General features: G+C 69.4%; 26 protein-coding genes. 10 read left to right on the top strand and 16 right to left on the bottom strand.

Annotated elements, in window-relative coordinates; translation table 11 throughout:
* Positions 1-2 precede the first annotated feature (2 nt).
* Together dgcA and GEMRO_RS0109315 are read left to right on the top strand one after the other, a co-directional pair.
* Positions 3-986, top strand: coding sequence for an N-acetyl-D-Glu racemase DgcA (gene dgcA, locus GEMRO_RS0109320; protein WP_027133765.1), 984 nt, complete (start codon positions 3-5; stop codon positions 984-986).
* A 97-nt stretch (positions 987-1,083) separates the two neighbouring features.
* Positions 1,084-1,911 (top strand): nickel-binding protein, encoded by an 828-nt coding sequence (locus tag GEMRO_RS0109315; RefSeq protein WP_027133764.1) that lies wholly within the window; start codon positions 1,084-1,086, stop codon positions 1,909-1,911.
* Positions 1,912-1,916: 5 nt separating this feature from the next.
* Here the strand turns inward: GEMRO_RS0109315 and GEMRO_RS0109310 are convergent, their stop codons facing one another.
* The 12 genes from GEMRO_RS0109310 to GEMRO_RS0109255 all read right to left on the bottom strand — a co-directional run bounded on the left by GEMRO_RS0109310 (position 1,917) and on the right by GEMRO_RS0109255 (position 14,548).
* Positions 1,917-2,858: a threonine ammonia-lyase gene (locus GEMRO_RS0109310; RefSeq protein ID WP_240476646.1), complete on the bottom strand. Its 942-nt coding sequence runs from the start codon at positions 2,856-2,858 to the stop codon at positions 1,917-1,919.
* Between the two features lie 7 nt (positions 2,859-2,865).
* Entirely contained in the window at positions 2,866-3,603 is a 738-nt protein-coding gene (locus tag GEMRO_RS0109305) for a PfkB family carbohydrate kinase (protein WP_051329573.1), read from the bottom strand.
* Positions 3,604-3,683: 80 nt separating this feature from the next.
* On the bottom strand, positions 3,684-4,727 hold the full coding sequence (locus GEMRO_RS0109300; RefSeq protein ID WP_027133761.1) for an SIS domain-containing protein: 1,044 nt from the start codon (positions 4,725-4,727) through the stop codon (positions 3,684-3,686).
* A 44-nt stretch (positions 4,728-4,771) separates the two neighbouring features.
* The gene (locus GEMRO_RS0109295) at positions 4,772-5,521 is read right to left on the bottom strand and encodes a GntR family transcriptional regulator (RefSeq protein ID WP_084506758.1); all 750 of its coding nucleotides are present in this window, start codon (positions 5,519-5,521) and stop codon (positions 4,772-4,774) included.
* Positions 5,522-5,709: 188 nt separating this feature from the next.
* A complete protein-coding gene (locus GEMRO_RS0109290) occupies positions 5,710-7,590 on the bottom strand; it encodes an adenylate/guanylate cyclase domain-containing protein (RefSeq protein ID WP_027133759.1) in 1,881 nt (626 codons plus the stop codon).
* 204 nt (positions 7,591-7,794) lie between these two features.
* A complete protein-coding gene (typA, locus tag GEMRO_RS0109285) occupies positions 7,795-9,618 on the bottom strand; it encodes a translational GTPase TypA (protein WP_027133758.1) in 1,824 nt (607 codons plus the stop codon).
* 155 nt (positions 9,619-9,773) lie between these two features.
* Positions 9,774-10,349, bottom strand: coding sequence for a DUF1349 domain-containing protein (locus GEMRO_RS0109280; protein WP_027133757.1), 576 nt, complete (start codon positions 10,347-10,349; stop codon positions 9,774-9,776).
* 11 nt (positions 10,350-10,360) lie between these two features.
* Entirely contained in the window at positions 10,361-10,801 is a 441-nt protein-coding gene (locus tag GEMRO_RS0109275) for an RbsD/FucU family protein (protein ID WP_027133756.1), read from the bottom strand.
* Positions 10,802-10,879: 78 nt separating this feature from the next.
* Positions 10,880-12,307 (bottom strand): DUF2254 domain-containing protein, encoded by a 1,428-nt coding sequence (locus tag GEMRO_RS28680; RefSeq protein WP_051328881.1) that lies wholly within the window; start codon positions 12,305-12,307, stop codon positions 10,880-10,882.
* A 92-nt stretch (positions 12,308-12,399) separates the two neighbouring features.
* The gene (locus GEMRO_RS0109265; RefSeq protein ID WP_027133755.1) at positions 12,400-13,314 is read right to left on the bottom strand and encodes a sulfite exporter TauE/SafE family protein; all 915 of its coding nucleotides are present in this window, start codon (positions 13,312-13,314) and stop codon (positions 12,400-12,402) included.
* A 66-nt stretch (positions 13,315-13,380) separates the two neighbouring features.
* The gene (locus GEMRO_RS0109260; protein ID WP_276202851.1) at positions 13,381-13,815 is read right to left on the bottom strand and encodes a DUF2390 domain-containing protein; all 435 of its coding nucleotides are present in this window, start codon (positions 13,813-13,815) and stop codon (positions 13,381-13,383) included.
* Positions 13,816-13,846: 31 nt separating this feature from the next.
* Positions 13,847-14,548, bottom strand: a complete 702-nt coding sequence (locus GEMRO_RS0109255; protein WP_027133753.1) for a class II aldolase/adducin family protein — start codon at positions 14,546-14,548, stop codon at positions 13,847-13,849.
* Between the two features lie 90 nt (positions 14,549-14,638).
* Here GEMRO_RS0109255 and GEMRO_RS0109250 point away from each other — a divergent pair, with 90 nt between their 5' ends.
* The 3 genes from GEMRO_RS0109250 to GEMRO_RS0109240 all read left to right on the top strand — a co-directional run bounded on the left by GEMRO_RS0109250 (position 14,639) and on the right by GEMRO_RS0109240 (position 17,378).
* On the top strand, positions 14,639-16,039 hold the full coding sequence (locus GEMRO_RS0109250) for an FGGY-family carbohydrate kinase (RefSeq protein ID WP_027133752.1): 1,401 nt from the start codon (positions 14,639-14,641) through the stop codon (positions 16,037-16,039).
* A 153-nt stretch (positions 16,040-16,192) separates the two neighbouring features.
* Entirely contained in the window at positions 16,193-16,723 is a 531-nt protein-coding gene (locus GEMRO_RS28675; RefSeq protein ID WP_240476644.1) for a sigma-70 family RNA polymerase sigma factor, read from the top strand.
* Between the two features lie 22 nt (positions 16,724-16,745).
* On the top strand, positions 16,746-17,378 hold the full coding sequence (locus GEMRO_RS0109240; protein WP_035486871.1) for a ChrR family anti-sigma-E factor: 633 nt from the start codon (positions 16,746-16,748) through the stop codon (positions 17,376-17,378).
* Between the two features lie 36 nt (positions 17,379-17,414).
* On the opposite strand, the gene GEMRO_RS28670 is transcribed toward GEMRO_RS0109240, so the two are convergent.
* Positions 17,415-18,413, bottom strand: coding sequence for a bile acid:sodium symporter family protein (locus GEMRO_RS28670; protein WP_051328880.1), 999 nt, complete (start codon positions 18,411-18,413; stop codon positions 17,415-17,417).
* A gap of 152 nt (positions 18,414-18,565) precedes the next feature.
* Here GEMRO_RS28670 and GEMRO_RS0109230 point away from each other — a divergent pair, with 152 nt between their 5' ends.
* Positions 18,566-19,432 carry a LysR family transcriptional regulator gene (locus GEMRO_RS0109230; protein ID WP_027133750.1) on the top strand — a complete coding sequence of 289 codons (867 nt, stop codon included), beginning with the start codon at positions 18,566-18,568 and terminating at the stop codon, positions 19,430-19,432.
* Here GEMRO_RS0109230 and GEMRO_RS28665 read toward each other — a convergent pair.
* Positions 19,413-20,075, bottom strand: coding sequence for an alpha/beta hydrolase (locus GEMRO_RS28665; RefSeq protein WP_035485011.1), 663 nt, complete (start codon positions 20,073-20,075; stop codon positions 19,413-19,415). The genes GEMRO_RS0109230 and GEMRO_RS28665 overlap by 20 nt on opposite strands.
* A gap of 90 nt (positions 20,076-20,165) precedes the next feature.
* Between GEMRO_RS28665 and gluQRS the strand changes: the two genes are divergently transcribed.
* Entirely contained in the window at positions 20,166-21,110 is a 945-nt protein-coding gene (gene gluQRS, locus GEMRO_RS28660) for a tRNA glutamyl-Q(34) synthetase GluQRS (RefSeq protein WP_240476641.1), read from the top strand.
* A gap of 50 nt (positions 21,111-21,160) precedes the next feature.
* A complete protein-coding gene (locus GEMRO_RS28655) occupies positions 21,161-22,039 on the top strand; it encodes an alpha/beta fold hydrolase (protein WP_051328879.1) in 879 nt (292 codons plus the stop codon).
* On the opposite strand, the gene GEMRO_RS28650 is transcribed toward GEMRO_RS28655, so the two are convergent.
* The gene (locus GEMRO_RS28650) at positions 22,002-22,907 is read right to left on the bottom strand and encodes a Gfo/Idh/MocA family protein (protein ID WP_035485007.1); all 906 of its coding nucleotides are present in this window, start codon (positions 22,905-22,907) and stop codon (positions 22,002-22,004) included. The genes GEMRO_RS28655 and GEMRO_RS28650 overlap by 38 nt on opposite strands.
* A 361-nt stretch (positions 22,908-23,268) precedes the next feature.
* On the opposite strand from GEMRO_RS28650, the gene GEMRO_RS0109205 reads away from it, so the two are divergent.
* Positions 23,269-23,514 carry a DUF2312 domain-containing protein gene (locus GEMRO_RS0109205; RefSeq protein ID WP_027133749.1) on the top strand — a complete coding sequence of 82 codons (246 nt, stop codon included), beginning with the start codon at positions 23,269-23,271 and terminating at the stop codon, positions 23,512-23,514.
* A 113-nt stretch (positions 23,515-23,627) separates the two neighbouring features.
* Positions 23,628-24,368 carry a DUF3750 domain-containing protein gene (locus tag GEMRO_RS0109200; RefSeq protein WP_027133748.1) on the top strand — a complete coding sequence of 247 codons (741 nt, stop codon included), beginning with the start codon at positions 23,628-23,630 and terminating at the stop codon, positions 24,366-24,368.
* Between the two features lie 45 nt (positions 24,369-24,413).
* Here GEMRO_RS0109200 and aqpZ read toward each other — a convergent pair whose 3' ends face one another.
* Entirely contained in the window at positions 24,414-25,136 is a 723-nt protein-coding gene (gene aqpZ / locus GEMRO_RS0109195) for an aquaporin Z (protein ID WP_027133747.1), read from the bottom strand.
* Positions 25,137-25,167: the final 31 nt, after the last annotated feature.

The raw sequence follows: 25,167 nt of genomic DNA, 5'->3' as shown, positions 1-25,167 counted from the left end.
CGATGGAACTGCAGGTCGTCATCGAGCGGCACGAGCTTGCCGGCGTGTTCCGGATCTCACGCAGCAGCCGGACCGCCACCTCGGTGGTGGTGGCGTCGCTCTCGGCCGAGGGAAGGACCGGCCGCGGCGAGTGCGGGCCGAACAGCCGCTACGGCGAGACCCCGGAAAGCGTGGCCGCCGAGCTGGCGGCCGTGGAACTGGAGGGGCTCACGCCCGACGGGGCCGGGCGGGCGCGGCTGCAGGACCGGCTCCATCCCGGTGCCGCCCGCAACGCCCTGGACTGCGCGCTCTGGGACCTGGAGGCGAAGCTTTCCGGGGTGCCGGCGGCCCGGCGGGCGGGGGTGCAGGTGCCGGACCGGTTCGAGACCGCGCTCACCCTGAGCATCGATGCCCCGGATGCGATGGCGCAAGCGGCGCGGCGGCTGGGGCCGGGCCGCTTGCTGAAGATCAAGCTCGACCAGGACCTCGTGGTCGAACGGGTAGCGGCGATCGCGGCCGCAGTCCCGGGGGCGCGGATGATCGTGGACGCCAACGAGGCCTGGCCGGTGGAACTGCTGGGGGAGGTGCACGCCAGGCTGGCCGATCTCGGGGTGATCGCGATCGAGCAGCCGCTGCCGGCCGGCGGGGACGAGGCGCTGCGCGGGTTCCGAAGCGCGGTGCCGCTGATCGCCGACGAATCCTGCCATGTCCGGGCGGACGTGGAACGGCTGGCCGGCCTCTATGACGGCGTGAACATCAAGCTCGACAAGACCGGCGGCCTGACCGAGGCGCTGGCGCTGCGGGCCGAGGCGGAGCGGCGCGGGATGAAGCTGATGGTCGGCTGCATGCTCGGCACCTCGCTGGCGATGGCGCCGGCCAGCCTGCTGGTCGCCGGGACGATGCTGGTCGACCTGGACGCGCCGTTCCTGCTGCGCGAGGACCGCCATCCTGGCATGGCGGTCGAGCCCGGGGTGATGGCGGCGGCCACGCCGGCCCTGTGGGGCTGAGCCAGGATTCCTGACGGGGTGTGATGGGGATCTGCGCGCATCGCTTCCGATGCTGCTAGACTGGAGGGGAATCCAGGCCCGGAAGGAGGCGGAGCCGATGCCCATCTTCATGGATCGCCACGACTTCAACGGCACCACCGCGGAAGCCGCCGCGGAAGCGCATCGCCAGGACATTGCGATCCAGGACCGCTATGGCGTCAAGTTCCTGACCTACTGGTTCGATGAGGCGCGGGGGACGGTGTTCTGCTTGGTCGACGCCCCGGACCGGGAAACGGTCACGCGCGTGCACCAGGACTCCCATGGCGGGATCCCGAACGTCCTGGTCGAGGTCGAGCTCAGCGCGGTGGAAGCGTTCCTCGGCCGGATCGCCGATCCGGCGCCGCCGGCGCCGGACCAGCCGGTCGACCTGGAACCGGCCTTCCGGACGGTGATGTTCACCGACATCGTCGGGTCCACCGAGATGACCGCGCGGCTGGGCGACCGGTTCGCGGTGGAGATCGTGCGGGCGCACGACGCGCTGGTGCGCCGGGCACTCGGCCGCCACCAGGGCCGCGAGGTCAAGCATACCGGCGACGGCATCATGGCCTCGTTCTTCGAGGTCGATGCCGCAATCGCCTGCGCCTGCGAGATCCAGCGCTCCTTCGCCGCGTTCAACCGGTCGAGCGCCCAGCCCATCCAGGTGCGAATCGGCCTTCACGCCGGGGAGCCGATCGAGGACAGCCGCGACCTGTTCGGCACCACCGTGCAGATGGCGGCCAGGATCTGCGGGGCCGCCGAGGCGGGAGCCATCGTCGCCTCCGCCGAGGTGCGGCAAGCCTGCCAGAACCACGGGGGCTGGATCGAGCTCGGCCCTAGCCAGCTCAAGGGATTTCCCCTCGCGGTCCCGCTGTTCCAGGTGCAGGACCGCGCGGGCGACGCCGGCTAGCCGGCTCAGCCGATCCCGTCGGTGCCGGAGCCACAGACCAGGACACAGACCTTGTCGCCCCGGTCCACCTGGACCTTGCCGGTGCGCAGGGCCGCGGCGGCGGCGGCACCGCTGCAATCGGCGGCCAGGCCAAACTCGAACCAGAGCCACCTCGCCGCTTCCGCCATCTGCTCGTCCTCCAGCAGGACGACCTCGTCGACGTTGCGGGCGGCAATCTCGTAGATCGGGTCGATGGTCCGGCCGCAACCCATGGTCGGGATGGTGGTGGTGACCGCCGGCAGGGTCACGACATGGCCGGCGGCGAGGCTGGCATGCAGGGTCGGCGAGCCGGTGGGCTCGATGCCGATGATGCGGGCATCGGGCTTGAGCGCGCGGATCGCGGTCGACATGCCGGCGATCAGGCCGCCGCCGCCAATCGCGATCAGGAACACGTTGGTGTCGGGATGCTCCTCCAGCACCTCCAGGGCGACGGTGCCCTGGCCGGCGACCACGTCCTTGTCGCCGAACGGATGGAAATAGGTGCCGCCGGTTTCCTCGGCGAAGGCCAGCGCCGCGACATTGGACTGGTCCCATTGCGGCCCGACCACCCGGGCATCCGCGCCCCAGGCGGCGATCTTGGCGCGCTTGGCCGGGGAGGAGGTCTCCGGGAGGAACACGGTGGTGCGCACGCCCGCCAGATGGCCGGCCCGCGCCACCGCCAGGCCGTGATTGCCCCCGGACGCGGTAACGATCCCGTTCTTCAGCTTCTCGGGCGGGGTCCGCAGCAGCCGGTTGGTGGCGCCGCGCGCCTTGAAGGAGCCGGTGGCCTGCAGGCATTCCAGCTTCAGCCACATCGACGCATCGGCCGGCGGGTTCAGGAACTGGTCGGCACGCATCATCGGCGTGCGGCGAACCTTGCCGTCCAGCGTGGCGGCGGCGGCGCGGACGTCCTCGATTCCGATCAACATGGTGCGGTCAGAGCCTTTCAAGCGGCTGCGGGAAGCCGCCGGGGTGCAGGCAGGTTCTGGCCGCTGCGTCCCGCCCGGCGGCAAGGCTGTCTTCCACCGGTTTGCCCTGAAGACGCGCATGGAGGAAGCCCGCGATGAAGCTGTCCCCCGCACCGGTGGTGTCGACGGGGTCGATCGGACTGGCCTCGACCGCCCAGATCCGGCGACCGGCACCGGCGATCGCACCCATAGCCCCCATGGTCACCACCGCGAGCCTGGCACCGGCGGCCAGCGCCTCGTCCAGCAGTTGCCGGGCGCGCTCCCGGTCCTCGCCGGCGGAATCGAAGGCTATCTCGAGCGGGCCGATGCTGCGGTTGACCGCCAGGTCCTGCGACACCGAAACGCCCATGGCGGCCAGCCGCTCGCCCCAGTGCCTAGCCTCCGGAAGCCAGCCGACATGGACATGGCGGACCTTGGAGAGAGCCAGGAGATCGGCCTCGCCTGGCCGGTAGAGGGCACAGGCGCCGAACTCCTCGAAGCCGATGCGGCGCTCACCCTGCGCATCCACCTCGATGACGGTATAGGCAGTGGGCGCGTCCAGGACCTGGACGTGGCCGGTGGCCACGCCTTGGCCTGCCAAAGCCGCGATCGTGCGGCGGCCCGCCGCGTCGTCGCCCACCGCGCCGAAATAGGCGGCCGGACGGCCCAGCCTCGCCAGCTGGACCGCCACGTTGACCGCATTGCCGCCGACCAGCGAGTGGTCCATCGGCGGCTCGAACCGGTCGATGCAGTTGTCGCCCAGGGTGGCGACCAGACCGCCCTGGCCGTCGCCCGGGGCGAGGCCGCTCACGGCCAGGAGGCGCCGGCGGCGTTGAGCACGCCGTGGCCCATGAACACGCGCGGGTCGAGGTCGGTGATGCCGCGCAGGATCGCCGAGTAGACGGTGAAGTACTGGGTCAGGCTGTTGGTGACCAGCGGCGCCAGCAGCGGATGGACGTCGCCATAGTCCCGGGCATCGTAGACCAGGGTGCGCGCACCCTGCTTCTCGCAGAAGCCCAGCACCATCTCGGTGGTCTCGCGCGACTGGTCGGTGCCCAGGAAGAACATCATGTCGGGCTTGAGGCGCTCGAACGCCTCCGCGGGACCGTGGCGGAACTCGGCGGCGTCGCAATAGGTGCCGTTGATGCGGATGTTCTCCATCACCACGGTCAGCGCCACCTTGTAGGCGAGCGGGCTGTGCGGGCCCGCGCCCATCACCATCATGCTGGTGGCCGACAGGAAGCGGCGGGCATCGGCCTCGGCGCGCGCGTCGGCACCCGCCAGCACCTTGCCGAGCGCGGTGGGGACGGCCGGCAGGGCGGCGGCCAGCTCGTCGACCGAGCCGGGCTGCAGGCCCTGGGCCAGGAGGACCAGGGCGGCCACCGGGATCTCGAAGATCGCGCCGTTGCCGTAGACGATCGAGAAGTCGCATTCCCGGTCGATCGTGCTGCCGGCCTTGCCGACGATCCCGAGCGTGCGGGCACCCTTGGACTTGGCGAAGCGCAGCGCCCGGACGACGTCGTCGGTCTCGCCGGAATAGCTGGCGAACACGTAGAGCATGTTCGGCCCGATCCGGCGGGGCTGGCGCCAGAGCAGGTCGAAGCTGAAATAGCACTCGACCGGGATGTCCAGGACGCCGTCGAGCGCGTATTTCGCGGTCTGCAGGGTGGCCCAGGAGCCGCCGCTGCCGATCAGGGCGATGCCGTCGATCTTGCCGGCGAGGTCCTTGCCGATCGCCGTCGCAGCGGCACCATGGTCCTTCAGGAAGCCGCTAAGATCGCGCTCGATCACGGCACCGCTGAAGTAGAGCGACTGCTTGGCCTTGGCCACGTAGGTGGCGAGTTCTTCCACGTCCTGGAACTCCGATTAGCGTCGGGAGAAATGGCCCTCGCCGTTCACCGGCGAGAGAAGTTGAAGGAGAAGATGTCGCCGCGGTGATGGTCGCGGGCGTGCATGACCGGGCGGCCGTCGTCGGCCAGGCAGGTCTCGGTGACCAGCAGCCAGGGATCGAGCCCGGCCAGCCGGTAGCGCTGCGCCAGGGCCTTGGGCAGCACGGTCGCCGAGACCGTCGCGGTCGACATGCGCGGTCGGCAGCCATGGCGCTCCAGCAGGTCGTTGAGTGAGGCGGCGAGGTCGCCCGGCGCCGGCAGGCCGGGCAGCAGGTCGGCCGGCACCTGATCCACGCAGAACACCAGCGGCTTGTCGTCGTGCCGGTACAGGCGCTCGATCCGGACGACCGGGGCTTCGGAGGGAAGCTGCAGGGCCTGGGCGACCTCCGCCGAGGCTGCCTCGACCTCGACCTCCAGCAAGTCCACGCGCGGCTCCCAGCCCTGCCGGCGCAGCATCTGGCTGATGCTTTCATAGGTGGTGATCGGCCGCTCGACCCGGAGCGCGGCAGCGGCGGTCACGTAGCGGCCGCTGCCGTGGCGGGTCTGGATCAGGCCGTCCTGCTCCAGGAGCTTCATCGCCTCGCGCAGCGTCGCCCGCGAGACGCCGAGCCGGGGACCGAGTTCGGCTTCCGAGGGGAGACGACCGCCCGGCCGCAGACCGCCTTCGCCGATCAAGGCTGCCACCGCTTGGCGCGCGCGATGGACCGCCGTGGAGGCCGCAGGGGGAGGCAGGTCGGCAGCAAGCAAGCTCAGCACCTCAACTCATCAGACGTCTGATGACTTTTGGGTGCAGGCGCGATCGGTGTCAACCGGCGACCGATGCTGGGGGATCAGCCAGGCCTGCCCGCTCGTCCGGTCGAGCCTGGTCGGCACCAGGGCAGCCTCGCTGCCTGTTCCGGTGGGAGGGTGGAGATCCGCTTCAGGGCGGGGCGGAGCAGCGCCGCTCACGCCGCGGAGGGAGGCGCCTCGGCCTGGTCGAGATCGGCCAGGAAGCGCTGCATCAGCGGCGAATCGCCAAAGCGCCGCCCCTCCTCCTCAGCCGCCAGCGAGAAGCCGGGCTCGCTGTCCAGCAGCTGCATCATGACTGCCCGCGCCTCGTCCAGGCGGTTCATCCGCACCAGCACGGCGGCATGGATCTTCAGGCAGTCGGCATTACGCGGCGCACGCAGCAGGCACTCCGCCAGCACCTCGTCCGCCTCGCCAGCCCGATCGGCCGCATAGAGCGCCTGGCCATAGATGTAAGCGTAGTATTCCGGCGCCATCGGGTGAAGCCGGCGCGCCCGCTCGGCATTGAGGACTGCTTCGGCATAGGCACCGAACCGGAGCTGCGCCTTGGCCAGCGCCATCAGGCTGTCGGGATCACTCGGGTTCAGGTCCACCGCACGCTGCGCCGCGCGCATGCTGTCGGCATAGGCGCCGCTGCCGGCCAGGCCGAAGCTCAGGACCTGGTAGGCCAGGGGCAGGTCGGGCTCCAGGCGGATCGCCTGCCGGGCCAGGGCCAGCCCTCGTTCATGGCCCTCCATCGCGGCGGCGCCAGAACGTCCGAACGACTCGGCGATGTAGGTGAGGCCCAGATAGGCATGGGCGGCCGCATAGCCCGGATCCAGCCCGATGGCCCGCTCGTAGAGCGCCCGCGCCTGCAGCAGGGCGGCCCGGTCAGCCGGGCCGTGCTTGTGGCGCCCGCGTGCCTGCAGCACCAGGTCATAGGCGCGCAGGTTCTCGGTAGGCCGGCTGACCGCAGCCGCCGCTTCCGACTGCCGGACGTAGGAGACCAGCGAGGAAACGATCCGCGCGGTGAGGTCGGCCTGGACGGCGAACACGTCCTCGATCCGCTGGTCGTAGCTGTGGGACCAGAGATGGATACCGGTCCCCGCATCGATCAGCTGCGCGACCACCCGCAGCTGGTCGCCGGAACGGCGGGCGCTGCCTTCCACCACGTATTCGGCGCCCAGCCGCGCGCCGACCTCGCGGATGTCCGCAGGCTCGTCGGCCAGGGCGAAGGTCGAGTTCCGCGCGATCACCATCAATTCCCGGTTCCGAGCCAGGTTGGCGATCACGTCCTCGGTCAGGCCGTCGGCAAAATAGGTCTGGCTGGCGTCCGGGCTGAGATTGTCGAAGGGCAGCACCGCGACGGTCGGGCGGGTTTCGGCGGCTAGGCGCTCCGACGATGCCTGCTGCCGGTCACCTGCGGCGATGCGGCCGGGCCGGCTGTCGCCGACCATCACGCCGGTAAGGACCAGGCCGGCGCAGAGGCTGGCATACAAGGTCGGGCGCGCGTGCAGCCAGGGACGGCCGCCATGGACAACCGCCACGCCGGCCGGGCGCATGGCGGGATCGCCGGGGCGCAGCGTGAACACCTCGATCGCCTGGGGCAGGTTCTTGGCGTGGCGGTGTCCGATCCGGCAGAACTGCGCGGCATGCTCCTTGTCCGCGCTACGGATCACGGCGGCGCTCGCATAGATGCTGCCTGGCTCGGCCATGGCCTGGAGCCGGGCCGCCACGTTCACGCCGTCGCCGAAGATGTCGCCGTCGTCCTCGATGACATCGCCCAGGTTGAGGCCGAGGCGCAGGTCGAGGCGGCTGGCGGCGAAGCCCTGCTGGATCTCGATCGCCGCCTCCAGCGCGGCATTCACGCTGGCGAAGACGGTGAGGAACCCGTCGCCGGTATGCTTGAAGGTCCAGCCGCGGTGCCGTTCCACGATCGGCTCGACGATCTCGCGGAAGGCCGAGCGTACCTCGCTGTGGGTCGCCGCCTCGTCCTCGGCCATCAGCCTGCTGTAGCCGACCACGTCCCCGGCGATGATGGCGGCAAGCTTGCGGTCCATGACGCTGCCTGTCAGGTCGAGCTGTGACCCGACATATAGGGCTTCGGACGGCGTAAAGATATCGAGCTGCGTGATTTAACCGCCAAGCGGAGTGGACGCGCTGCCTGGAGGGGTTCTGCGATCAGCAGGAAACGACGCTCCGATCGCCTGGGCGAGGAAGGCGGCATTGCTCCCGCCTTCCTCGTCTTAAAGCCGCGAAACGGCTCAGGCCGCTTCGCTCTGCCGGGACATACGCTTGCGCTCGTTGCTGTCCAGGTAGCGCTTGCGCAGGCGGATCGCCTTGGGCGTCACCTCGACCAGCTCGTCATCGGCGATGTAGGCGATCGCCTTTTCCAGGGTCATCCGGATCGGCGGCGTCAGGTTGATCGCGTCGTCCTTGCCGGCGGCGCGGATGTTGGTGAGCTTCTTGGTCTTGATCGGGTTGACCTCGAGATCGTTTTCCCGGGTGTGCTCGCCGATGATCATCCCGGCATAGAGCTTCTCGCCGGGATTGACGAACAGCGGGCCGCGCTCGGAGATGTAGTTCAGCGCGTAGGCGACCGCCTCGCCCAGCTCGCTGCTGATCAGCACGCCGGTGTGGCGCTGCGCAATCGTGCCCTTGTAGGGCTCGAAGGCGAAGAAGATCCGGTTGAGCACGCCGGTGCCCCGGGTGTCGGTCAGGAACTCGCCGAGATAGCCGATCAGGGCGCGCGATGGGCTGTGAAACACGATGCGCTGCTTGCCGGCTCCGGCCGGGCGCATGTCCTTCAGCTCGGAACGGCGCTGGGTCAGCTTCTCGACGACGATGCCGGAATATTCCTCGTCGACGTCGATGGTGACCTCTTCGATCGGCTCGAGCTTCTGGCCGGTCTCCTCGTCGACCTGCATCAGCACGCGCGGGCGGCTGATCGACATCTCGTAGCCTTCGCGGCGCATCTGCTCGATCAGCACGGCCAGCTGCAGCTCGCCCCGGCCCGACACCTCGTAGGCATCCTTGCCGGCGCTCTCGGTGACCTTGATCGCAACGTTGCCCTCGGCCTCGCGGCGGAGGCGGTCCAGGATCACCCGCGAGGTGACCTTGGTGCCTTCCTGGCCGGCATAGGGGCTGTCGTTGACCGAGAAGGTCATCGCGATGGTCGACGGGTCGATCGGCTGGGCCGGGATCGGCTCGGAAACCGCCAGGTCGCACAGCGTGTCGGCCACGGTCGCCTTCTGGATGCCGGCGATCGCGATGATGTCGCCCGCCTCGGCCTCCTCGACCGGGGTGCGCTCCAGGCCGCGGAACGCCAGGATCTTGGTGACGCGGGCCTGCTCCAGCAGTTCGCCGGTGCGGCTCATCGCCTTGATCGTGGTGTTCGGCTTGATGCGGCCGGACGTGATGCGGCCGGTGAGCAGGCGGCCCAGATAGGGGTTCACCTCCAGCGTGGTGGCCAGCATCGAGAACGGCGCCTCCAGGTCCACCTGCGGCGGGCGGACATGCGAGACGATCAGGTCGTAGAGCGGGGCCAGGTTCTCGCGCGGGCCATCCGGGTCGTTGGCGGCCCAGCCGTTCTTGGCCGAGGCGAACACGGTCGGGAAGTCCAGCTGCTCGTTGGTGGCGTCCAGCGCCGCGAACAGGTCGAATACCTCGTCGTGCACCTCGTGGGCGCGCTGGTCGGGCTTGTCGACCTTGTTGATCACCACGATCGGGCGCAGGCCGAGGCGCAGCGCCTTGCCCAGCACGAACTTGGTCTGCGGCATCGGGCCTTCCGACGCATCGACCAGGAGGACCACGCCGTCGACCATGCCCAGGATGCGCTCGACCTCGCCGCCGAAATCGGCGTGGCCAGGCGTGTCGACGATGTTGATCCGGACGTCCTTCCAGGCAACCGAGGTGCACTTGGCCAGGATCGTGATCCCGCGCTCGCGCTCCAGGTCGTTGGAATCCATGGCCCGTTCCTGGACCTGCTGGTTATCGCGGAACAGTCCGGACTGCTGGAGAAGCTTGTCGACAAGCGTGGTCTTGCCGTGGTCGACATGCGCGATGATCGCGATGTTACGCAGATCCATGAAGCTGGTGCTCGGCCGTGATAGGGGGGCGCGAGCAGGTTGCTCGCGTAGTCGTGGCCGGCCCTATAAACCAAAACGGGTCCAGATTCCACCCTCATGCCGCAGCGCAGCAAGCAGCGATGGCTGCCATGCATCGGTGTGGGCGGCACACGTTTTCAGGAAAGGTCGTGCAGGTCCTTGCCGTTCGGGGGACCGATCGAGAAGTCGGAGAACTCGACCTCCAGGCCGGCCCGCTCCGGCGTGCAGCACATCGGGCCGACGCTGCAGGAACCGGCCACCGGGAAGGGCGCCAGGCGCAGCAGCGGCCAGGTCCGGCCATCGGTCGAGACCTGCAGGCGCAGAACGCCCTTCTCCACCGTCGCCCGCAGCCGGAAGTCGCCGGGATCGCCGGCAAAGCGACCCGTCGCCCAGTCCGACCGACCGACGGTCAGCACGCTGCTGAGCAGCGGATGGCCGTCCGACAGCTCGATCCCTGCCTTGACCCAGTTCGCCTCGTCGACCCGCACCATCAGCCCGGCCTGATCGTACAGGGTCTCGTAGCGGGCCCGGACCCGGATCTCCGCGGTGAAGTCGCCCTCCACGCGCTCGCCGAAGAAATGGCCGCTGTCGCGGGTGAAGCCGTAATAGGTCTCGCGCCAGAAATCGGTCTTCGGGCCGGTCACCACCCGGAGCGTGTCGCCGTCGACCCGCCAGTCGGCAGGCTCGTTCAGCCAGTGGCATCGCGAGAACATGCTATTCCTCCTCAGCTGTCCGGACGGATCACGCCCTTCTTGAGCAGGATGCAGCCATAGAGCCGGGTTTCGCCGGTCGCGACCACGGCAAAGGCCTTCTTCGACCGCTCGTAGAAGGCGAAGCGCTCGATCTGGCCGAGCTGGACGGCCCCGGCGGTCGCTCGGTCGACCTGCCTGGCATATTCGGCGCACACCTCCGGCACCGACTGCTCGTCGCCCACCACCTCGATGCGCAGGGCCGGGTCCGGGACGAAGTCGTCCAGCGGCATCACCGAGAGGATCGCTTCCAGCACCCGCGGACCGTTGGCGGCATCCATGCGGATCAGCCGGCGCGTCGCCATGGTTTCCGAGGGGAAATGCGCATCGGCGATCACGATGTCGTCGCCATGGCCCATGGCGCGCAGGGCGTAGAGCAGGTCCGCGTTCAGGAGCGGATCGATTCCCTTGAGCATTCAGCCTCCCTCGGCACCAACCGGCGCTTCTCGTCTGGTTGCGGTCGCAGGCAACGGCCATAGCGAATGCCGGGCCACTCAAGAAGAGGCATCTGCGCTGCCGGCCGCGGTTGCGGCCGGGCCGAAGCCGGATGTCTGGAGGTGCCTGCCGCTCCAGCCGGCCAGACGGTCCCTCCCCACCGGATGGGCGGAACATTCCCGCAGCCGGCGCTCCGCGGCGGCGAACGCTGCCTCGATGTCGGCGCGGTCGCTGGGCTCCTCCAGGCCGCGGAGCCCGGCCGCGGCGGCGAGCCGGGCGTGGTGCAGCAGGGCCTCGCCCTGCTCCGGCAGGCGGACATGCTCCGCCAGGCGGCCGAGAGCGTGCAGCAGCGCGATGATCACCGCGGGATAGCCGGCCGCCGCGTGCCGGATCTGGTGGAACGCCGCGGCGAAGATCTCGCCATGGCTGACCTGCCGGCCGACCACCCGCACGTCGCCCGCCGCGTCGCGATGAAGCCCGGACGGCAGCTGCCGCGCCAGGAGATGGGCCAGGGCCCCGCGCAGGTGGTCGATCACCACGATGGCGGTGTTCTGATCGTTCATGGCCGGTGAAAGGGCGCGCAGCGCGATGTCGACCAGATGGCGGATGGAGTAGGCCAGATCCTGGTTCGCGGTCCGCCTGGAGCCGATCACAATGGCGTCCTGAAGCGCCTGGGCGAAGCCCGGGCCCACCGCCGCGGCCGGACAAACGTCCGCCAGCCGCTCTCCCTTGCTCACGAAGGTTCCGGCGCGGTCGGCCAGCCGGATCAGCACGCCATGGTCCCGCGCGAGATCGACCAGGCGCTCGTGCTGGATGGCCTGGATGTAGCCCTGTTCCTGTGACGTGAGGGAAACGGCACGCGCCTCGAAATCCACGGGCAGCATACCTGCCGCCGGCACCCGGGCAGACGGTTCCGTCAGCGGCGGCAGTTCCCCGACGCCCTGCTCCAGCTCGCGGGCGACCCGCCGTATCACCTCGCCGGCCATCAGCGAGCGGGCCAGGGTCTGGAGAAAGAACAGGAGCGCCAGCACGCAGCCCAGCCCCATGACTAGCCCCAGCGTGACGACCAGATGCGGGACGTCCTCGGGCGCCATGTCGGCGCCGACCTCGCGCAACGCCAGGACGCAGTACATGACCGTCATGGTGAACAGACCGAGCGCCAGCTTGGTCCAGGGATCAGTCATGTAGCTGCGGATCAGGCGGGAGCCGAACTGGCTTGCCGCCACGGACAGCGCCACCACGGTGATCGAAAAGACCAGGCTCGACATGGTGATGATGGCGGTGACCAGCGTCGAGAGCAGGTTGCGCGCGTCGTCGCCGCTGCCGCTGTTCAGCCACCATTGGCGCAGCGCCACCTCGTCGGGGATCATCGCATCGATCCTGGCCGTCGCCAGGTAGAGCAGGAGCGTCAGGAGCAGCATGCCGAGGGGGATCGGCCAGAGATCGGTGCGAAGCCTCTCCCAGACAACCGCGAGCCGTTCGACCATGCTGACGACCTCGTCCCTGCGGCGGGCACGCGCGCCCGCCTCCCGCACAACCCGGGCCGGCTGCCCCGGTGCCCGAAGGGGCGGATCCTGGGTCAGTTCACGAGTTCAAAGGGGAAGGTCGGGGTCGAGATCAGGTCCCAGACCAGCTTCAGGCAGACCAGGATGATCAGCAGCGCCAGGGCCAGGCGCATGTACTCGCCGCGCAGCTGCAGGGCGACCCGGGTGCCGATCTGGGCGCCGATGACGCCGCCCACGATCAGCAGGAGGCCCAGCACGATGTCGACCGTGTGGTTGAAGGTGGCCTGCAGGAAGGTGGTCAGCGCCGCGACGAAGGTGATCTGGAACAGGGAGGTGCCGACCACGATCGATGCCGGCATCTTGATCAGGTAGATCATGGCCGGGATCATCACGAATCCGCCACCCACGCCCATGATCGCGGTCAGGATGCCGACCGCGCCCCCGATCAGCGCCGGCAGGAGCGCGCTGATGTAGAGGCGCGAACGGGGGAAGCGCAGCTTCAGCGGCCAGCGATGGGCGAAGCCGTGGCGCTGGCTGCGCTTGGGCTGGCTGGAGCCACGGGGCCGGATCGTCTGCAGGACGGTGCGCAGGCTCTCGTTGAGCATGGTGGCGCCGACCGTGCCCAGCAGGATCACGTAGGAGAACGCGATGGTGACGTCGATATAGCCGAGGTCGCGCACGATCCGGAAGATCACGATGCCGAGGCTGGAGCCCAGGATGCCCCCGCCCACCAGCACCGCGCCCATCTTCAGGTCGACCGAGCCGCGCTGGATGTGGTTGAGGACGGAACTGAACGAGGAGGCCAGGATCTGCAGGGCCTGGGTCCCCACGGCGACGGCCGGCGGGATCCCCATGAAGATCAGCAGCGGCGTCATCAGGAAGCCGCCGCCCACCCCGAACATCCCGGACAGGAATCCGACGATGGCTCCCAGGCCCAGCAGGACGACCATGTCCACCGACATCTCGGCGATCGGAAGGTACAGTTCCATGCGATCCGCTGGGTCCAGTCGATGCCACCCGATCAGTTCTTCGATCGGGTCAGGGACAGCCACCTGTCAACCGTCGTCGAACCCGAGCAGCGGATCGAGAAGGTGTTGTGGCGGGTTCGGGCCTGTCACCAGCCGCAGGTTGGCGGAAGCCGTCACCGGATCGGTGCGGTCCGGGTCCGGCAGCGGTCCCAGCCGCTCCTCCAGCCACGCCACCGCCAGCCGCTCCGCCTCAAGCTCCTGGCGCAGGATCGCGGTGCGCAGCTCGGCCATGGCGGGGTCGACGGAGGCCAGGGGCTTGGCCAGGCGGCGGGCATGGCGCAGGGCGCTGGTGACGGCGCTGCGCTCGTCCCATCCGGTAGCACGCAGCTCGGCCAGGAAGGGCGGCGACCATGCCCGGCCGGCCTGGCCGTCCACCAGCGCCGCCAGGCCCAGGCTCACGTCGAAGCCGTGCTCGTCCTGCAGGCGCAGGCAGTGCCCGGCCACGCCCGGCCGGCCATAGATCGCGCAGATGCGGGCGAACAGCTTCAGGGGTTCAGCGCCGCCTGGGCGGCGGCTCCATGGCGGGCGGCGTGCCGTCCAGGATGTCTTCGGGCTGCTTGCCGTAGTTGCGGATGCGGACCAGCACGTCGTCCATCTGCTCGGCGTTCAGGAGCTTCGCCTTGCCAGCCGCCAGGACGCGCCAGTACTGCGCCGCCATGACCTCCACCTCGTGGGCGAGGCCCAGGGTCTTCTTCACGGTCCCGCCGATCGCGATCATGCCGTGGTTGGCGAGCAGGCAGGCATAGCGGTCCTTCAGCGCCTCGATGGCGTTGTCGGACAGTTCCTGGGTGCCGTAGCGCGCGTATTTCGCGCAGCGGATGTCGTGGCCGCCGGCGATGGTGACCATGTAGTGGAAGGGTGGGATGTCGGCGTTCATGCAGGCCAGCGCCACGCAATGCATCGCATGGTTGTGCACCACCACGTCGATGTCGCGGCGCGAGCGCTGGATGTCCCAGTGGAAGCGCCACTCCGAGGACGGCATCCGCTCGCCTTCGTAGGTGCCGTCCCAAAACACCACCGGCAGGTCGGAAGGCTTCAGGTCCTCGTAGGGCATCCCGGTCGGGGTGATGATGATGCCTTCGTCGATGCGGGCGCTGATGTTGCCGGCGGTGCCCTGGTTGATCCCGAGTTCGGTCATGCGCAGGCAGGCGTCGATGATTTCCTGCCGAAGCTTACGATGCTTGACCTTCGCCATGTTCCTGCCAATCCCCTGCCCCCAAGTGAGGCGGAGGCTGGGCTGCGGCCAGGGCACCTGTCAACAGATCAGGATCCGAGGGAGGTCGGGATGAGCGAAGGACAGCGGGACGCGGTGCTGGTGCTCGATGTCGGCAAGACCAACATGAAGCTCCTCGCGATCGATACCGAAGGAACGATCCTGGGGCAGAGCCGCGCCCCGAACCGGCCGCTGCCGGGACCGCCCTGGCAGCATCCCGACGTCGAGGCGACCGAGGCCTGGCTGATGGAGGCGCTTCGCGACCTGGCCCGGCAGGTCAACGTCGTGGCGATCGTGCCGACCGCCTACGGGTCGACCTGCGCGATGCTGGATGCGCAGGGCGAGCTGGCCTTCCCGATCATGGACTACGAGGACGAGCACTCGGCCGACGTGATCGAGAGCTACGCCCGGGAGGCGCCGCCGTTCAACGAGACCTTCTGCTCGGTGGCGCCGAACGGGATGCTGCTGGCGCGCCAGCTCTGGCGGGCCCGGCGGGAACATCCCGAGCAGTTTGCCAAGGTCGCCACGGTGGTGCCGCTCGGCCAGTACTGGGGGTTCCGGCTCACCGGCGAGCTTGCCTGGGAACAGTGCGCGCTCGGCGCCCAGACCCAGCTGATCGCCACCTCCACCGGCGAGTGGTCGAGCGTCGCCCGCAAGTTTGGATTCGACCGGCTGTTTCCCAAGCGGCTGCGCGCCGGCGATGTGCTGGGCAGGATCCGCCCGGAGATTGCCGAGGCTACCGGCGTCCCGACCGGGACGCCGGTCCGGGTCGGCATCCATGACAGCAACGCCGACTACGGCCGCTACCGGATGGCGGGGCTGGAGCACTTCACCCTGCTCTCGTCCGGCACCTGGCTGATCACCTTCGACACCGACCTGCCGCTGGGCGAGCTCGACCCGGCGCGCGACATGGTCAGCAACACCGACTTCACCGGCAAGCCGGTCGCCACCGCGCGGTTCATGGCCGGCCGCGAGTTCGACCTGGTTTCCCAGCTCATGGGGCCGGGCGGGGCGGAGCCGGACGAGGCCACGGTCGCGCGGCTGATCGCCCGGGGCACCATGGCCCTGCCGACCTTCAACATGAACGGCGACACCTTCCCGGGCACCGGCGGCAAGGGCCGGGTGGTGGGTCCCCCGCTCGCCGACGCCAACGAGGCCCGTGCGCTGGCCTCCCTGTACGTGGCGCTCGGTACCGACGTCGTTCTCGACCTGCTCAAGAGCAAGTCGCAGCTGATCCTGGCCGGCGGCCTCGCCAAGGACCGCCAGTACGCGCCGATCCTGGCCGCCCTGCGGGCGCCGCAGCCCTTGAGCTGCTCGTCCGAGCCCGACAGCACCGCCCTTGGAGCCGCGGAACTGCACTGGCGGCTGGTGCGGCCGACCCCGACGATCGCGCTCACCCCGGTGGCACCCGCCCGGATCCCCGGGCTCGAGGACTATCAGGCGCAGTGGAAACAGGCGGTCCAGACCGGCTGACCGCCTGCGGGCCGTCCGGATGTGGGCGGCCGCACACGGCTGTCGCAGTCTTGGCGGCAGCATCTTGAATGCAGGCGGGACGCCACGCAGATTGCCGGGATGGGAACCGCGCCACAGCCTCCGGGCGATCAGCCAGAGACGGACTTCGCCGAGTTGATCGAGCGGGTGGCTGTGCGCAAGGACCGTCAGGCGTTCGCGGCGCTGTTCCAGCATTTCGCGCCCCGGATCAAAGCCTATCTCCGCCGCCTGGGCGCCACGGAGCCTGCCGCCGACGACCTGTGCCAGGAGGCGATGCTGTCGGTCTGGCGGCGCGCCGAGCAGTACGACCGGCGCCTGGCTTCGCCAGCGACCTGGATCTACACGATCGCCCGCAACAAGCGGATCGATTCGCTCCGCCGCGACCGCGGCACCGAGACGATGACCGACGATCTGATCGAGAGCGAGCCCGATGGTGCGCCGCTGGGCGAGGAGGTCGTGATGGCGAACGAGATGCGCGACAAGATCATGGCGGCCGTCCAGACCCTGCCGCCGGACCAGGCAGCGCTCCTGAAGGTGTTCTATTTCGAGGAAAAGTCACACAGCACGATCGCCGACGAGATGGCCCTGCCGCTCGGCACGGTGAAGTCACGATTGCGGCTGGCTCTAGGAAAGATGCGCTCGATGATGATCGACGTGAACGATTAGGATCGTAGCAGCCACTATGGACATGGACGAGGTCCGCCAGGAACTGCTGATGGGGTACGCTGCGGGGCAACTGCCGGCGCCGATGGCGCTCGCGGTGGCGACCCATGCCGCCCTGAACCCCCGGGCCCGCGGCATTGTGCGCGGCTACGAGGAGATCGGCGGTGCGTTCCTGGCGGACCTGAAGCCCGAGCCGCTGGCGCCCGGCAGCCTGGAGGCGATGCTGGCCCGCCTGGACGAGCCCCCGCCACCGCCGCCCCCGATGCATGGCCTGGAATCCGGGATCCCGCCGGTCCTGGCGCGGCACCTGCCGGCCCCGCTGGACGACATGCCCTGGACCTGGCGCGGACCGCTCTGCGAGTATCCGTTGCTCACCGACATGGACGGCTTCGACACGCGGTTCTTCCGCCTCAAGGCCGGATGGCCGGTGCCCAAGCATACCCATGAAGGGCTGGAGCTGACCGTGGTGGTGCGCGGCGCCTACAGCGACAATACCGGGCGCTACCTGCGCGGCGACATGGCGATCGCCGATGCCGCGATCGACCACCGCCCCTGGGCGGAGCGGGGCGAGGACTGCTTCTGCCTGGCGGTGACCGATGCCGGCCGCAAGCTGACCGACCCGATCCTGCGCCTGCTCAACGGGATCATCCGGGTCTGAGCGAGGCGGGTCTGAGCGAGGGGCTGCCCTGCGGGATCACGGCGCGGAAGGGACGGCGCTGGTCTCGCCGGCCGGCCGCGGCGCGGGATCGTCGGTCCGCCGGGCGTAGCGTTGCGCCAGGGTCGCGCAGGCGAACAGCTGGAGCTGGTGGAACAGCATCAGCGGCAGGACCACCATGCCGATCACGCCGGCGGGGAACAGGATGTTGGCCATCGGGATCCCGGCGGCCAGGCTCTTCTTGGATCCGCAGAACACGATCGCGATCTCGTCCTCCTTGGAGAAGCCCCCGCGGCGGCTCACGAAAGTGGTGAGCGCCAGCACCAGTCCCAGGATCAGCACGTCCAGGCCGATGACGATCGCCAGATCCTCCCATTCGAGCTGCGACCAGATCCCCGCCACCATGCCCTCGCTGAACGCGGCGTAGACCACCAGCAGGATCGAGCCGCGGTCGACCAGCGAGACCACCGGCTTGCGCTTTTCCAGCCAGCGCCCGATCAGCGGGCGCGCCGCCTGCCCGGCCAGGAACGGCACGAACAGCTGCAGCACGATGTTCCAGATCGAATCGAGGCTGAAGCTCAACTCGCTCGTGGTCAGGAGCAGGCCGACCAGCACCGGGGTCAGGAACATCCCGACCAGGTTGGAGATCGAGGCGCTGCACAGGGCGGCCGGCACGTTGCCGCGCGCGATCGAGGTGAAGGCGATCGACGACTGCACGGTGGAGGGCAGCACGCACAGGAACATCAGGCCGACCACCAGTTCCTGCGGCAGCTCGTCCTGCAGCAGGAGGGTCAGCCCGATGCCGATCAGGGGGAACAGGACGAAGGTGCTCAGGAACACGAGCGACTGCAGCCGCCAGTGCAGCAGCCCGGCGGCCACCGCCTTGGGCGACAGCTTGGCTCCGTAGAGGAAGAACAGGAGCGCCACCGCCGCATAGACGACCTTGTCCATGATTTCGGCACCCAGCCCGTGGACGGGCAGCAGCGAGGCGAGCGTCACGGTGGCGATCAGGGCGATCAGGTAGGGATCGATCCCCATGCGGGACAGGAACGGACGGATCGACACGGAGGCTGGGCTTTCTGTCGTTCGGGGGGCGGCTCGAGGATCGGTCATCCGGACATGGAATGGAATCGATAACAGAATTCCAGTATCGTGATGACCAGCCGCAGGGCACGGGGCGAGGGACGTGGATGCAACTGCTCGATCCGGTGCTGCTTCGCACCTTCGTGGCGGTGGCGGAGCGCAAGAGCTTCACCGCGGCGGCGCTGCATCTGGGGCTCGGCCAGTCCACGGTCAGCCAGCACGTGGCGCGGCTGGAGAAGGCCCTGGCGCGCCATCTGTTCGCCCGCGACACCCATGCGGTGGCGCTCACCCCCTATGGCGACGCCATCATGCCGCTGGCCCGCGACGCCCTGCGCGCGAACGCCCGGATCGAGGCGTTCCTGGCCGGCTCGGAACTGCGCGGGCATCTGCGCTTCGGCGCCTCGGAAGATTTCGCTCTGTCCACCCTGCCGGACGTGCTGGCGGAATTCGCCAAGCAGCACAGCTCGGTCGACCTGGAACTCACCGTGGGGCTGAGCGGGGTGCTCTACGAGAAATACGATGCGGGCGAACTCGACCTGATCTTCGTGAAGCGGCGGCAGGGCGACGTCCGCGGCCGGGTGGCATGGGAAGAGGAGGTGGTCTGGATGGGCCGGCCCGGCATCCGCCCGGACCCCAAGGCCCCCCTGCCCCTGGTCCTGTTCCCGCCGCCCAGCATCACCCGCGCCCTGGCGATCGCGGCCCTGGAGAAGGCCGGCCGGCCATGGCGGGTGGCCTGCACCAGCGGCAGCCTGAGCGGCCTGCGGGCGGCGGCGATGGCCGGGCTGGGCCTGGCTCCTCATTCGGCGCGGCTGATCCCGCCGGGCCTGGCGCCGATCGAGGCATCCCGCCACCTGCCGACGCTCGGCCGCATCGAGTTCGTCGTGGTCGGCCCCGGCCACCAGGACCACGCGACCAGCGCCCTGGCCGATGCGATCCTCGCCAATGCCGGCCGGATCAGGGAGATCGGGGGGTGAGGTGGCGGACGAGGAAGGTCGTGGCGGCGGCCAGCCCCGGCGGGTCGATCGCGTGGCCCAGGCCCGGGCGGGCGATCCATTCCACCGGCACCGAGCGCCGGGCAAGCGCCGCTTCGGCGGCGGCCATCTCCGCGTAGGGGACGACGTCGTCAACATCGCCATGGACCAGCAGGACCGGCGGCCGGCCGGACGGTGGCGATTCCGGCGCCGCCGCCTCGACGAACCTGCCGGAGAAGCCGACCAGGGCGGCCGGCGGCGGGTCCATGCGCAGCCCGGCATGCAGCGCCATCATGGCTCCTTGCGAGAAGCCCACCAGCGCCATGGCGCTGGTGGGCAGGCCGTGGCGCTCCAGCAGCCCCGCCAGGAATGCCTGAAGGACCGGGCCGGCGGTCGAGATGGCGGCCGCCATGTCCGCCGGCGCGCGCGACTGCAGCGAGAACCATTGCCGGCCGAACGGAGCCATGTCGCAGGGCGACGGCGCGTCCGGCGCCACGAACAGGGCATCCGGCAGGGAGAGAGCCAGGATGGGCGCCAGGTCGATCAGGTCGGCGCCTTCCGCGCCCAGGCCGTGCAGCAGGACCACCAGATGTTTGGGCGGTCCACCGGCCAGTGGTGCATGAATGAGACTCGGCAGATCGGTCATGTTCCTCGGCACTTGCGGCGTGTCTTTCTCACCAACCATGATGGCCGCGGGTCCAGCGTGCAACGCGCTGTGAACGGAAGGGACCGGAGTTTGCCGCTCACAGGTCAGGACAGACTGCCCGAACGGTTCGACGACGAGCCGGTCCGCGTGACCCGGTTCGCGCCTTCGCCCACCGGCTATCTCCATCTGGGCCATGCCTATTCCGCCCAGTTCGCCCACGACGCGGCCGCGTTCTGCGGCGGCAGGTTCCTGGTCCGGATCGAGGACATCGACGCCGGGCGCTGCCGCCCGGAATTCACCGACGCCATCTTCGACGACCTGAACTGGCTGGGCCTGCAGTTCGAGCGGCCGGTGCGCCGGCAGTCCGAGCACCTGCCGGTCTACGAGCGGGCGATCGAGTGGCTGGTGGAGCAGGGGCTGGTCTACCCGTGCTTCTGCACGCGCAAGCAGGTCAAGGCGGAGGTCGAGGATGCCAGCCGGGCCCCCCACGGGCCCTCGGGCGAGCCGATCTATCCCGGCACGTGCCGCGACCTGTCCGACGACGAGCGCCACGCAAGGATCCAGCGGGGCGAGCCCTGCGCTTGGCGTCTGAACGTCGCCGCCTGCCTGGAGCGAACCGGGCCGCTCACCTGGTTCGACTGCCGGGCCGGCGAGATCGAGGCCGATCCCCTGTCGCTGGGCGACGTGGTGCTCGGGCGCAAGGACGTGCGCACCAGCTATCACCTGGCGGTGACGATCGACGATGCCCTGCAGGGGGTCACCCTGGTGACCCGCGGCGAGGACCTGTTCCACGCCACTCATATCCACCGCCTGCTCCAGGCGGTTCTGGGGCTGAAGACGCCGCGCTACTACCACCACAACCTGATCGTCGACCGGGCCGGCCAGCGGATGAGCAAGCGCAACCGGGCCGTGACCCTGCGCCATTTCCGCGATACCGGCCACCGGATCGACGAACTGTTCCGGCACGTGTCGACCCCGGCGGTGGATCCGCCGGCCGATGCCGACCCGGGGCTCAAGGGAGTGCCGGTGGTCTGAAGCTCCTGGGACTCGCGGTCGGCATCCTGCTCCTGGCGGGCTGCAGCGGCATGGCGCCACCGCCGGCACCGGTGACCGGGCCGCTGCCGGAGATCGTGTACCAGCCGGCCAGCCCTTCGCGCGGCACGGTGATCGCCCTGCATGGCTTCAACGACCGCAAGGCCGCGTTCGACGACCTGGGGAGCTGGCTGGCCCAGCGGGACTACCGGCTGGTCGCCTATGACCAGGCCGGTTATGGCGCGCGGACCGACCGTGGCTATTGGCCGGGCACCGAGCAGCTGGTGCGCGACCTGGTCCACCGGGTGCGGGTCGCCAAGGCCGGAGCCCCGGACCGGCCGGTCTGGATCCTGGGCGAGAGCATGGGGGCGGCGGTGGCGGTCGTGGCGGCGGCCCGGGCCGCCGGCAATCTGGACGTGGCCGGCCTGATCCTGAGCGCGCCGGCAGTCTGGGGCGGCGACGCAATGGGCCCGACCTACCGGGCGGCCCTGGCGACGCTCGCCATGGTGGCCCCGGACATGGTCGTGACCGGGCGCAACCTCGACATCCTGGCTTCCGACAACATCCCGATGCTGATCGAGCTCGGGCAGGACCCGCTCTACCTGCCGGGCGCCCGGGTCGATGCGCTGGCCGGAATCGTCGCGCTGATGGACGAGGCCGCCCGGCTGGGACCTCGCCTGCGCCTGCCGGTCACCGTGCTGAACGGGGAGAACGACCAGGTGATCGTGCTGCAGATCCAGCAGGCCTTCGTGGCGAGCATGCCGGCCGACACCTGCCGGGAGATCCGCTACCCGGCCGGCTGGCACCTGCTCCTGCGCGACCTGCAGCGCGAGGTCGTGTTCCAGGACGTGCTGGCCGTGCTGGAGGGCGAGCGGCCGGGACAGCCCTGCGGCGCTAGCCCGACAGCGGCCGCGCCGCCGCCTCGATCCTGAGCGCGAGCTCCAGGGCGGCGAGGCCCGAGCGGCCTGGCACCGCGCAATCCCGCTCGCCCCGGATCGCAGCGGTGAACGCCTCGAGCTCGGCCCGGACCGTGTCGACCGGCTCGAAGGTCTGGATGGCCGCATCCATCCGCCCCTCCGCCGGGGTGACCTTCGTGACCGATCGGTTCTGGAAGTCGATCTCCACCGCGCCGCCGTCCGGCTCCAGGAAGACCGCGTGCCGGGCGGTCGACTGGGCCACCCGGCTGGCGGCGACATCGGCGACGGTGCCGCAGGCAAACCGCAGCCGCGCGTCGACCCGGTCGAGCCGGGTGGAGAGCACCGGCTGGCCGATCACCTCCAGGCTGTCGAGCGGGCTGCGCACGACGTCGAGGAGCAGGTCGAGGTCGTGGATCATCAGGTCCAGGATCACCGACACGTCGAGGGAGCGCGGCTGGAAGGCGGCCTGGCGAACCATTGAAATCCGACGGGGTGTGCGAATCGCGGACCGGCCACCCAGCCAGGCCGGGTTGAACCGCTCGACATGACCCACCTGGAGGATGCGGCCCAGCCGCTCGGCATGGTCCACCAGGGCGGCAGCGGAGGCGACGTCGCCGGTGATCGGCTTCTCCACGAACACATGGGTGCCGGCTTCCAGGAAGGCCGCCGCGATCTCGGCATGAGATTCGGTGGGCGTGGCGATGCTCACCGCGCCGATCTTGCCGAGCAAGGGCTGCCATTCGGTCATGAACCTGCCCTCGCCCCGGTCATGAGCGGGGTTGCGGTCCACCACCGCCACCAGTTCCGCTCCTGGCATCGAGGCCCATTTCTGGACATGCCAGCGTCCGAAATGTCCGGCACCGATCACGGCGGCCCTCAACATCGATCCCCATCCTTTCCCAACCTGGAACGGCCTCGCCTGGATAACGGCGTCGCCGCCCACGCGCGAGCGAAAGGGCACCGGCCTGCCCGGCCATGCCCGTGGCGCATTGGACCCTTGCATTTCCTGGCGACGTCCCGCTATGCACGGGACCGCAAGACTGGGGGTTCACCCGTGCGGCGAAGTGCCTTGCACCTGGTGGATCGTCCACGGTCTGTGGACCGAGTAGGTAGGGGGTGCCGCACGACGGACAATCAGTCCGCGGGCTGGCAAGGCTCGAAAAAGGGGCTCCATGCGGGCCCCTTTTTCGTGAGTCGGCACCCGCCGGTTCTGGCCCTGATCCCAATGAGAGGAATGCTCGCCGATGCCCGACGTCGCCGGGATCGCCGCTGAACAGCTGAGCCTGTTCGTGGACAAGATCGAACGCCTGGAAGAAGAGAAAAAGGAACTCCAGGAGACGATCAAGGATGTCTACAATGAGGCCAAAGGTGAAGGCTTTGACGTGAAAATCCTGCGCAAGCTGATCTCGCTGCGCAAGATGAGGCCGAACGACCGGCAGGAACAGGACGAGTTGCTCGACCTCTACAAGGCCGCGCTGGGCATGATCTGACCGGTCCGCCTGTCGCGCGACCAGCGGCGTCCGTCCGTCGCAGGCACGTCAGTTCGGGCTGGATTTCCAGACGCTCTCCCGCCATGTTCATCATCCCGGCACCGGTGTGAGACATGCGACGCGCAGTGGAGATCCTGTTCCTCGTGCTGGTGCTGTTCGTGGGCCCCCTCCTGGTCGCGAACTATGCACGGCCAGTGGTCGTCGACTGGCGGAGCGCCAGCTACGCGCCCACCGACATCCTTCCCTCGCCCGCCGCGCACGACGAGGCGGTGGTGGCGATCCTGGCGGCCCGCGCCTGGGGGTGGCGGGGCACCTTCGCCGTGCACACCTGGCTGGTGGTGAAGCCGCAGGGGGCCGCGCGCTACGAGCGCTACGAGGTGGTCGGCTGGGGCGTGCAGCGCGGCGTGCGCGCGGTGCGCCAGAACATGCGGCCGCCCGATGCTCCCTGGGCCGGCAACCCGCCCAGCATCGTCCGGATGTTCACGGGCGAGGCGGCGGAGGAGGCCATTCCGCAGATCGAGCAGGCGATCGCGCGCTATCCCTACCCCGAGCGCTACGTGATCTGGCCGGGGCCGAATTCCAACACCTTCGTCAGCTACATCATCCGCCAGGTGCCGGCCCTCGCCACCGAGATGCCGGCGGAGGCGGTCGGCAAGGACTGGCTGGCGAGCTTCTACCCGGTGGCCCTGGCCACCAGCCGCACCGGCCTGCAGCTGTCGCTGTTCGGCCTGCTCGGGCTGACCGTAGCCCTGGACGAGGGGGTCGAGGTCAACCTGCTGGGGCTGGTGGTCGGCCTGGACCCGCTCGACATGGCCATCAAGCTGCCCGGGATCGGGCGGATCGGCCTGCGCTGACGAAGCGGGCAGGCGGGCGGCGGGACTGTCCGCCGCCCCTGTGGATCAAGTTTTCGGCTGGACAATGCCGATGGTCTCGGCGCTGCCCTCCAAGGCCTTGTAGGTCAGACCGGCCAAAGCGGCGCCCAGGATCGGCGCAATCCAGAACAGCCAGAGCTGGCCGAGCGCCCAACCTTCCGCGAAGGGCACCACCGCCAGGCTGCGGGCGGGGTTCACCGAGGTATTGGTGACTGGGATGCTGATCAGATGGATCAGGGTCAGGCCAAGACCGATGGCGAGCGGCGCGAAGCCCTTGGGCGCCCGCTGATCCGTGCCGCCCAGAATGATGATCAGGAACATGAAGGTCATGACCACTTCGGCGATGAAGCAGGCGAACAGCGAGTAGCCGCCGGGCGAGTGCTCGCCATAGCCATTGGCAGCAAAGCCGCCGGCGACGAAATCCGGTCTGCCGGAAGCAATCAGATAGATCAGCAGGGCGCCGAGCAGGCCGCCCAGCACCTGGGCGAGGATGTAGGGCAGCAGTTCCCTGGCATCGAAGCGTCCGCCCAGCCACAGGCCTACCGAGACCGCCGGGTTGAGATGACAGCCGGAGATGTGGCCGATGGCATAGGCCATCGTCAGCACGGTCAGCCCGAAGGCCAACGCGACCCCCAGGAACTCGATGCCGAGTTCCGGATAGGTCGCCGCCAGGACCGCACTCCCGCATCCTCCAAGAACCAGCCAGAGCGTCCCAAGGAATTCAGCAAAGCACTTGCGCGACAAATCCATGACGATCTCCCCAAGGCCGCCGCGGCGGGTT

The organism is Geminicoccus roseus DSM 18922 (assembly GCF_000427665.1).
GTDB classification, from domain to species: domain Bacteria; phylum Pseudomonadota; class Alphaproteobacteria; order Geminicoccales; family Geminicoccaceae; genus Geminicoccus; species Geminicoccus roseus.
This window is presented reverse-complemented; position numbering and strand designations above follow the sequence as displayed.

Coding starts and splice junctions, on each gene's coding strand:
- dgcA (WP_027133765.1), top strand. CDS start 3: ATGGAACTGCAGGTCGTCATCGAGCGGCACGAGCTTGCCGGCGTGTTC.
- GEMRO_RS0109315 (WP_027133764.1), top strand. CDS start 1,084: ATGCCCATCTTCATGGATCGCCACGACTTCAACGGCACCACCGCGGAA.
- GEMRO_RS0109310 (WP_240476646.1), bottom strand. CDS start 2,858: ATGTTGATCGGAATCGAGGACGTCCGCGCCGCCGCCGCCACGCTGGAC.
- GEMRO_RS0109305 (WP_051329573.1), bottom strand. CDS start 3,603: ATGGACCACTCGCTGGTCGGCGGCAATGCGGTCAACGTGGCGGTCCAG.
- GEMRO_RS0109290 (WP_027133759.1), bottom strand. CDS start 7,590: ATGGACCGCAAGCTTGCCGCCATCATCGCCGGGGACGTGGTCGGCTAC.
- typA (WP_027133758.1), bottom strand. CDS start 9,618: ATGGATCTGCGTAACATCGCGATCATCGCGCATGTCGACCACGGCAAG.
- GEMRO_RS0109280 (WP_027133757.1), bottom strand. CDS start 10,349: ATGTTCTCGCGATGCCACTGGCTGAACGAGCCTGCCGACTGGCGGGTC.
- GEMRO_RS0109275 (WP_027133756.1), bottom strand. CDS start 10,801: ATGCTCAAGGGAATCGATCCGCTCCTGAACGCGGACCTGCTCTACGCC.
- GEMRO_RS28680 (WP_051328881.1), bottom strand. CDS start 12,307: ATGGTCGAACGGCTCGCGGTTGTCTGGGAGAGGCTTCGCACCGATCTC.
- GEMRO_RS0109265 (WP_027133755.1), bottom strand. CDS start 13,314: ATGGAACTGTACCTTCCGATCGCCGAGATGTCGGTGGACATGGTCGTC.
- GEMRO_RS0109255 (WP_027133753.1), bottom strand. CDS start 14,548: ATGGCGAAGGTCAAGCATCGTAAGCTTCGGCAGGAAATCATCGACGCC.
- GEMRO_RS0109250 (WP_027133752.1), top strand. CDS start 14,639: ATGAGCGAAGGACAGCGGGACGCGGTGCTGGTGCTCGATGTCGGCAAG.
- GEMRO_RS0109240 (WP_035486871.1), top strand. CDS start 16,746: ATGGACGAGGTCCGCCAGGAACTGCTGATGGGGTACGCTGCGGGGCAA.
- GEMRO_RS28670 (WP_051328880.1), bottom strand. CDS start 18,413: ATGGGGATCGATCCCTACCTGATCGCCCTGATCGCCACCGTGACGCTC.
- GEMRO_RS0109230 (WP_027133750.1), top strand. CDS start 18,566: ATGCAACTGCTCGATCCGGTGCTGCTTCGCACCTTCGTGGCGGTGGCG.
- GEMRO_RS28665 (WP_035485011.1), bottom strand. CDS start 20,075: ATGACCGATCTGCCGAGTCTCATTCATGCACCACTGGCCGGTGGACCG.
- GEMRO_RS28655 (WP_051328879.1), top strand. CDS start 21,161: ATGGCGCCACCGCCGGCACCGGTGACCGGGCCGCTGCCGGAGATCGTG.
- GEMRO_RS28650 (WP_035485007.1), bottom strand. CDS start 22,907: ATGTTGAGGGCCGCCGTGATCGGTGCCGGACATTTCGGACGCTGGCAT.
- GEMRO_RS0109205 (WP_027133749.1), top strand. CDS start 23,269: ATGCCCGACGTCGCCGGGATCGCCGCTGAACAGCTGAGCCTGTTCGTG.
- GEMRO_RS0109200 (WP_027133748.1), top strand. CDS start 23,628: ATGCGACGCGCAGTGGAGATCCTGTTCCTCGTGCTGGTGCTGTTCGTG.
- aqpZ (WP_027133747.1), bottom strand. CDS start 25,136: ATGGATTTGTCGCGCAAGTGCTTTGCTGAATTCCTTGGGACGCTCTGG.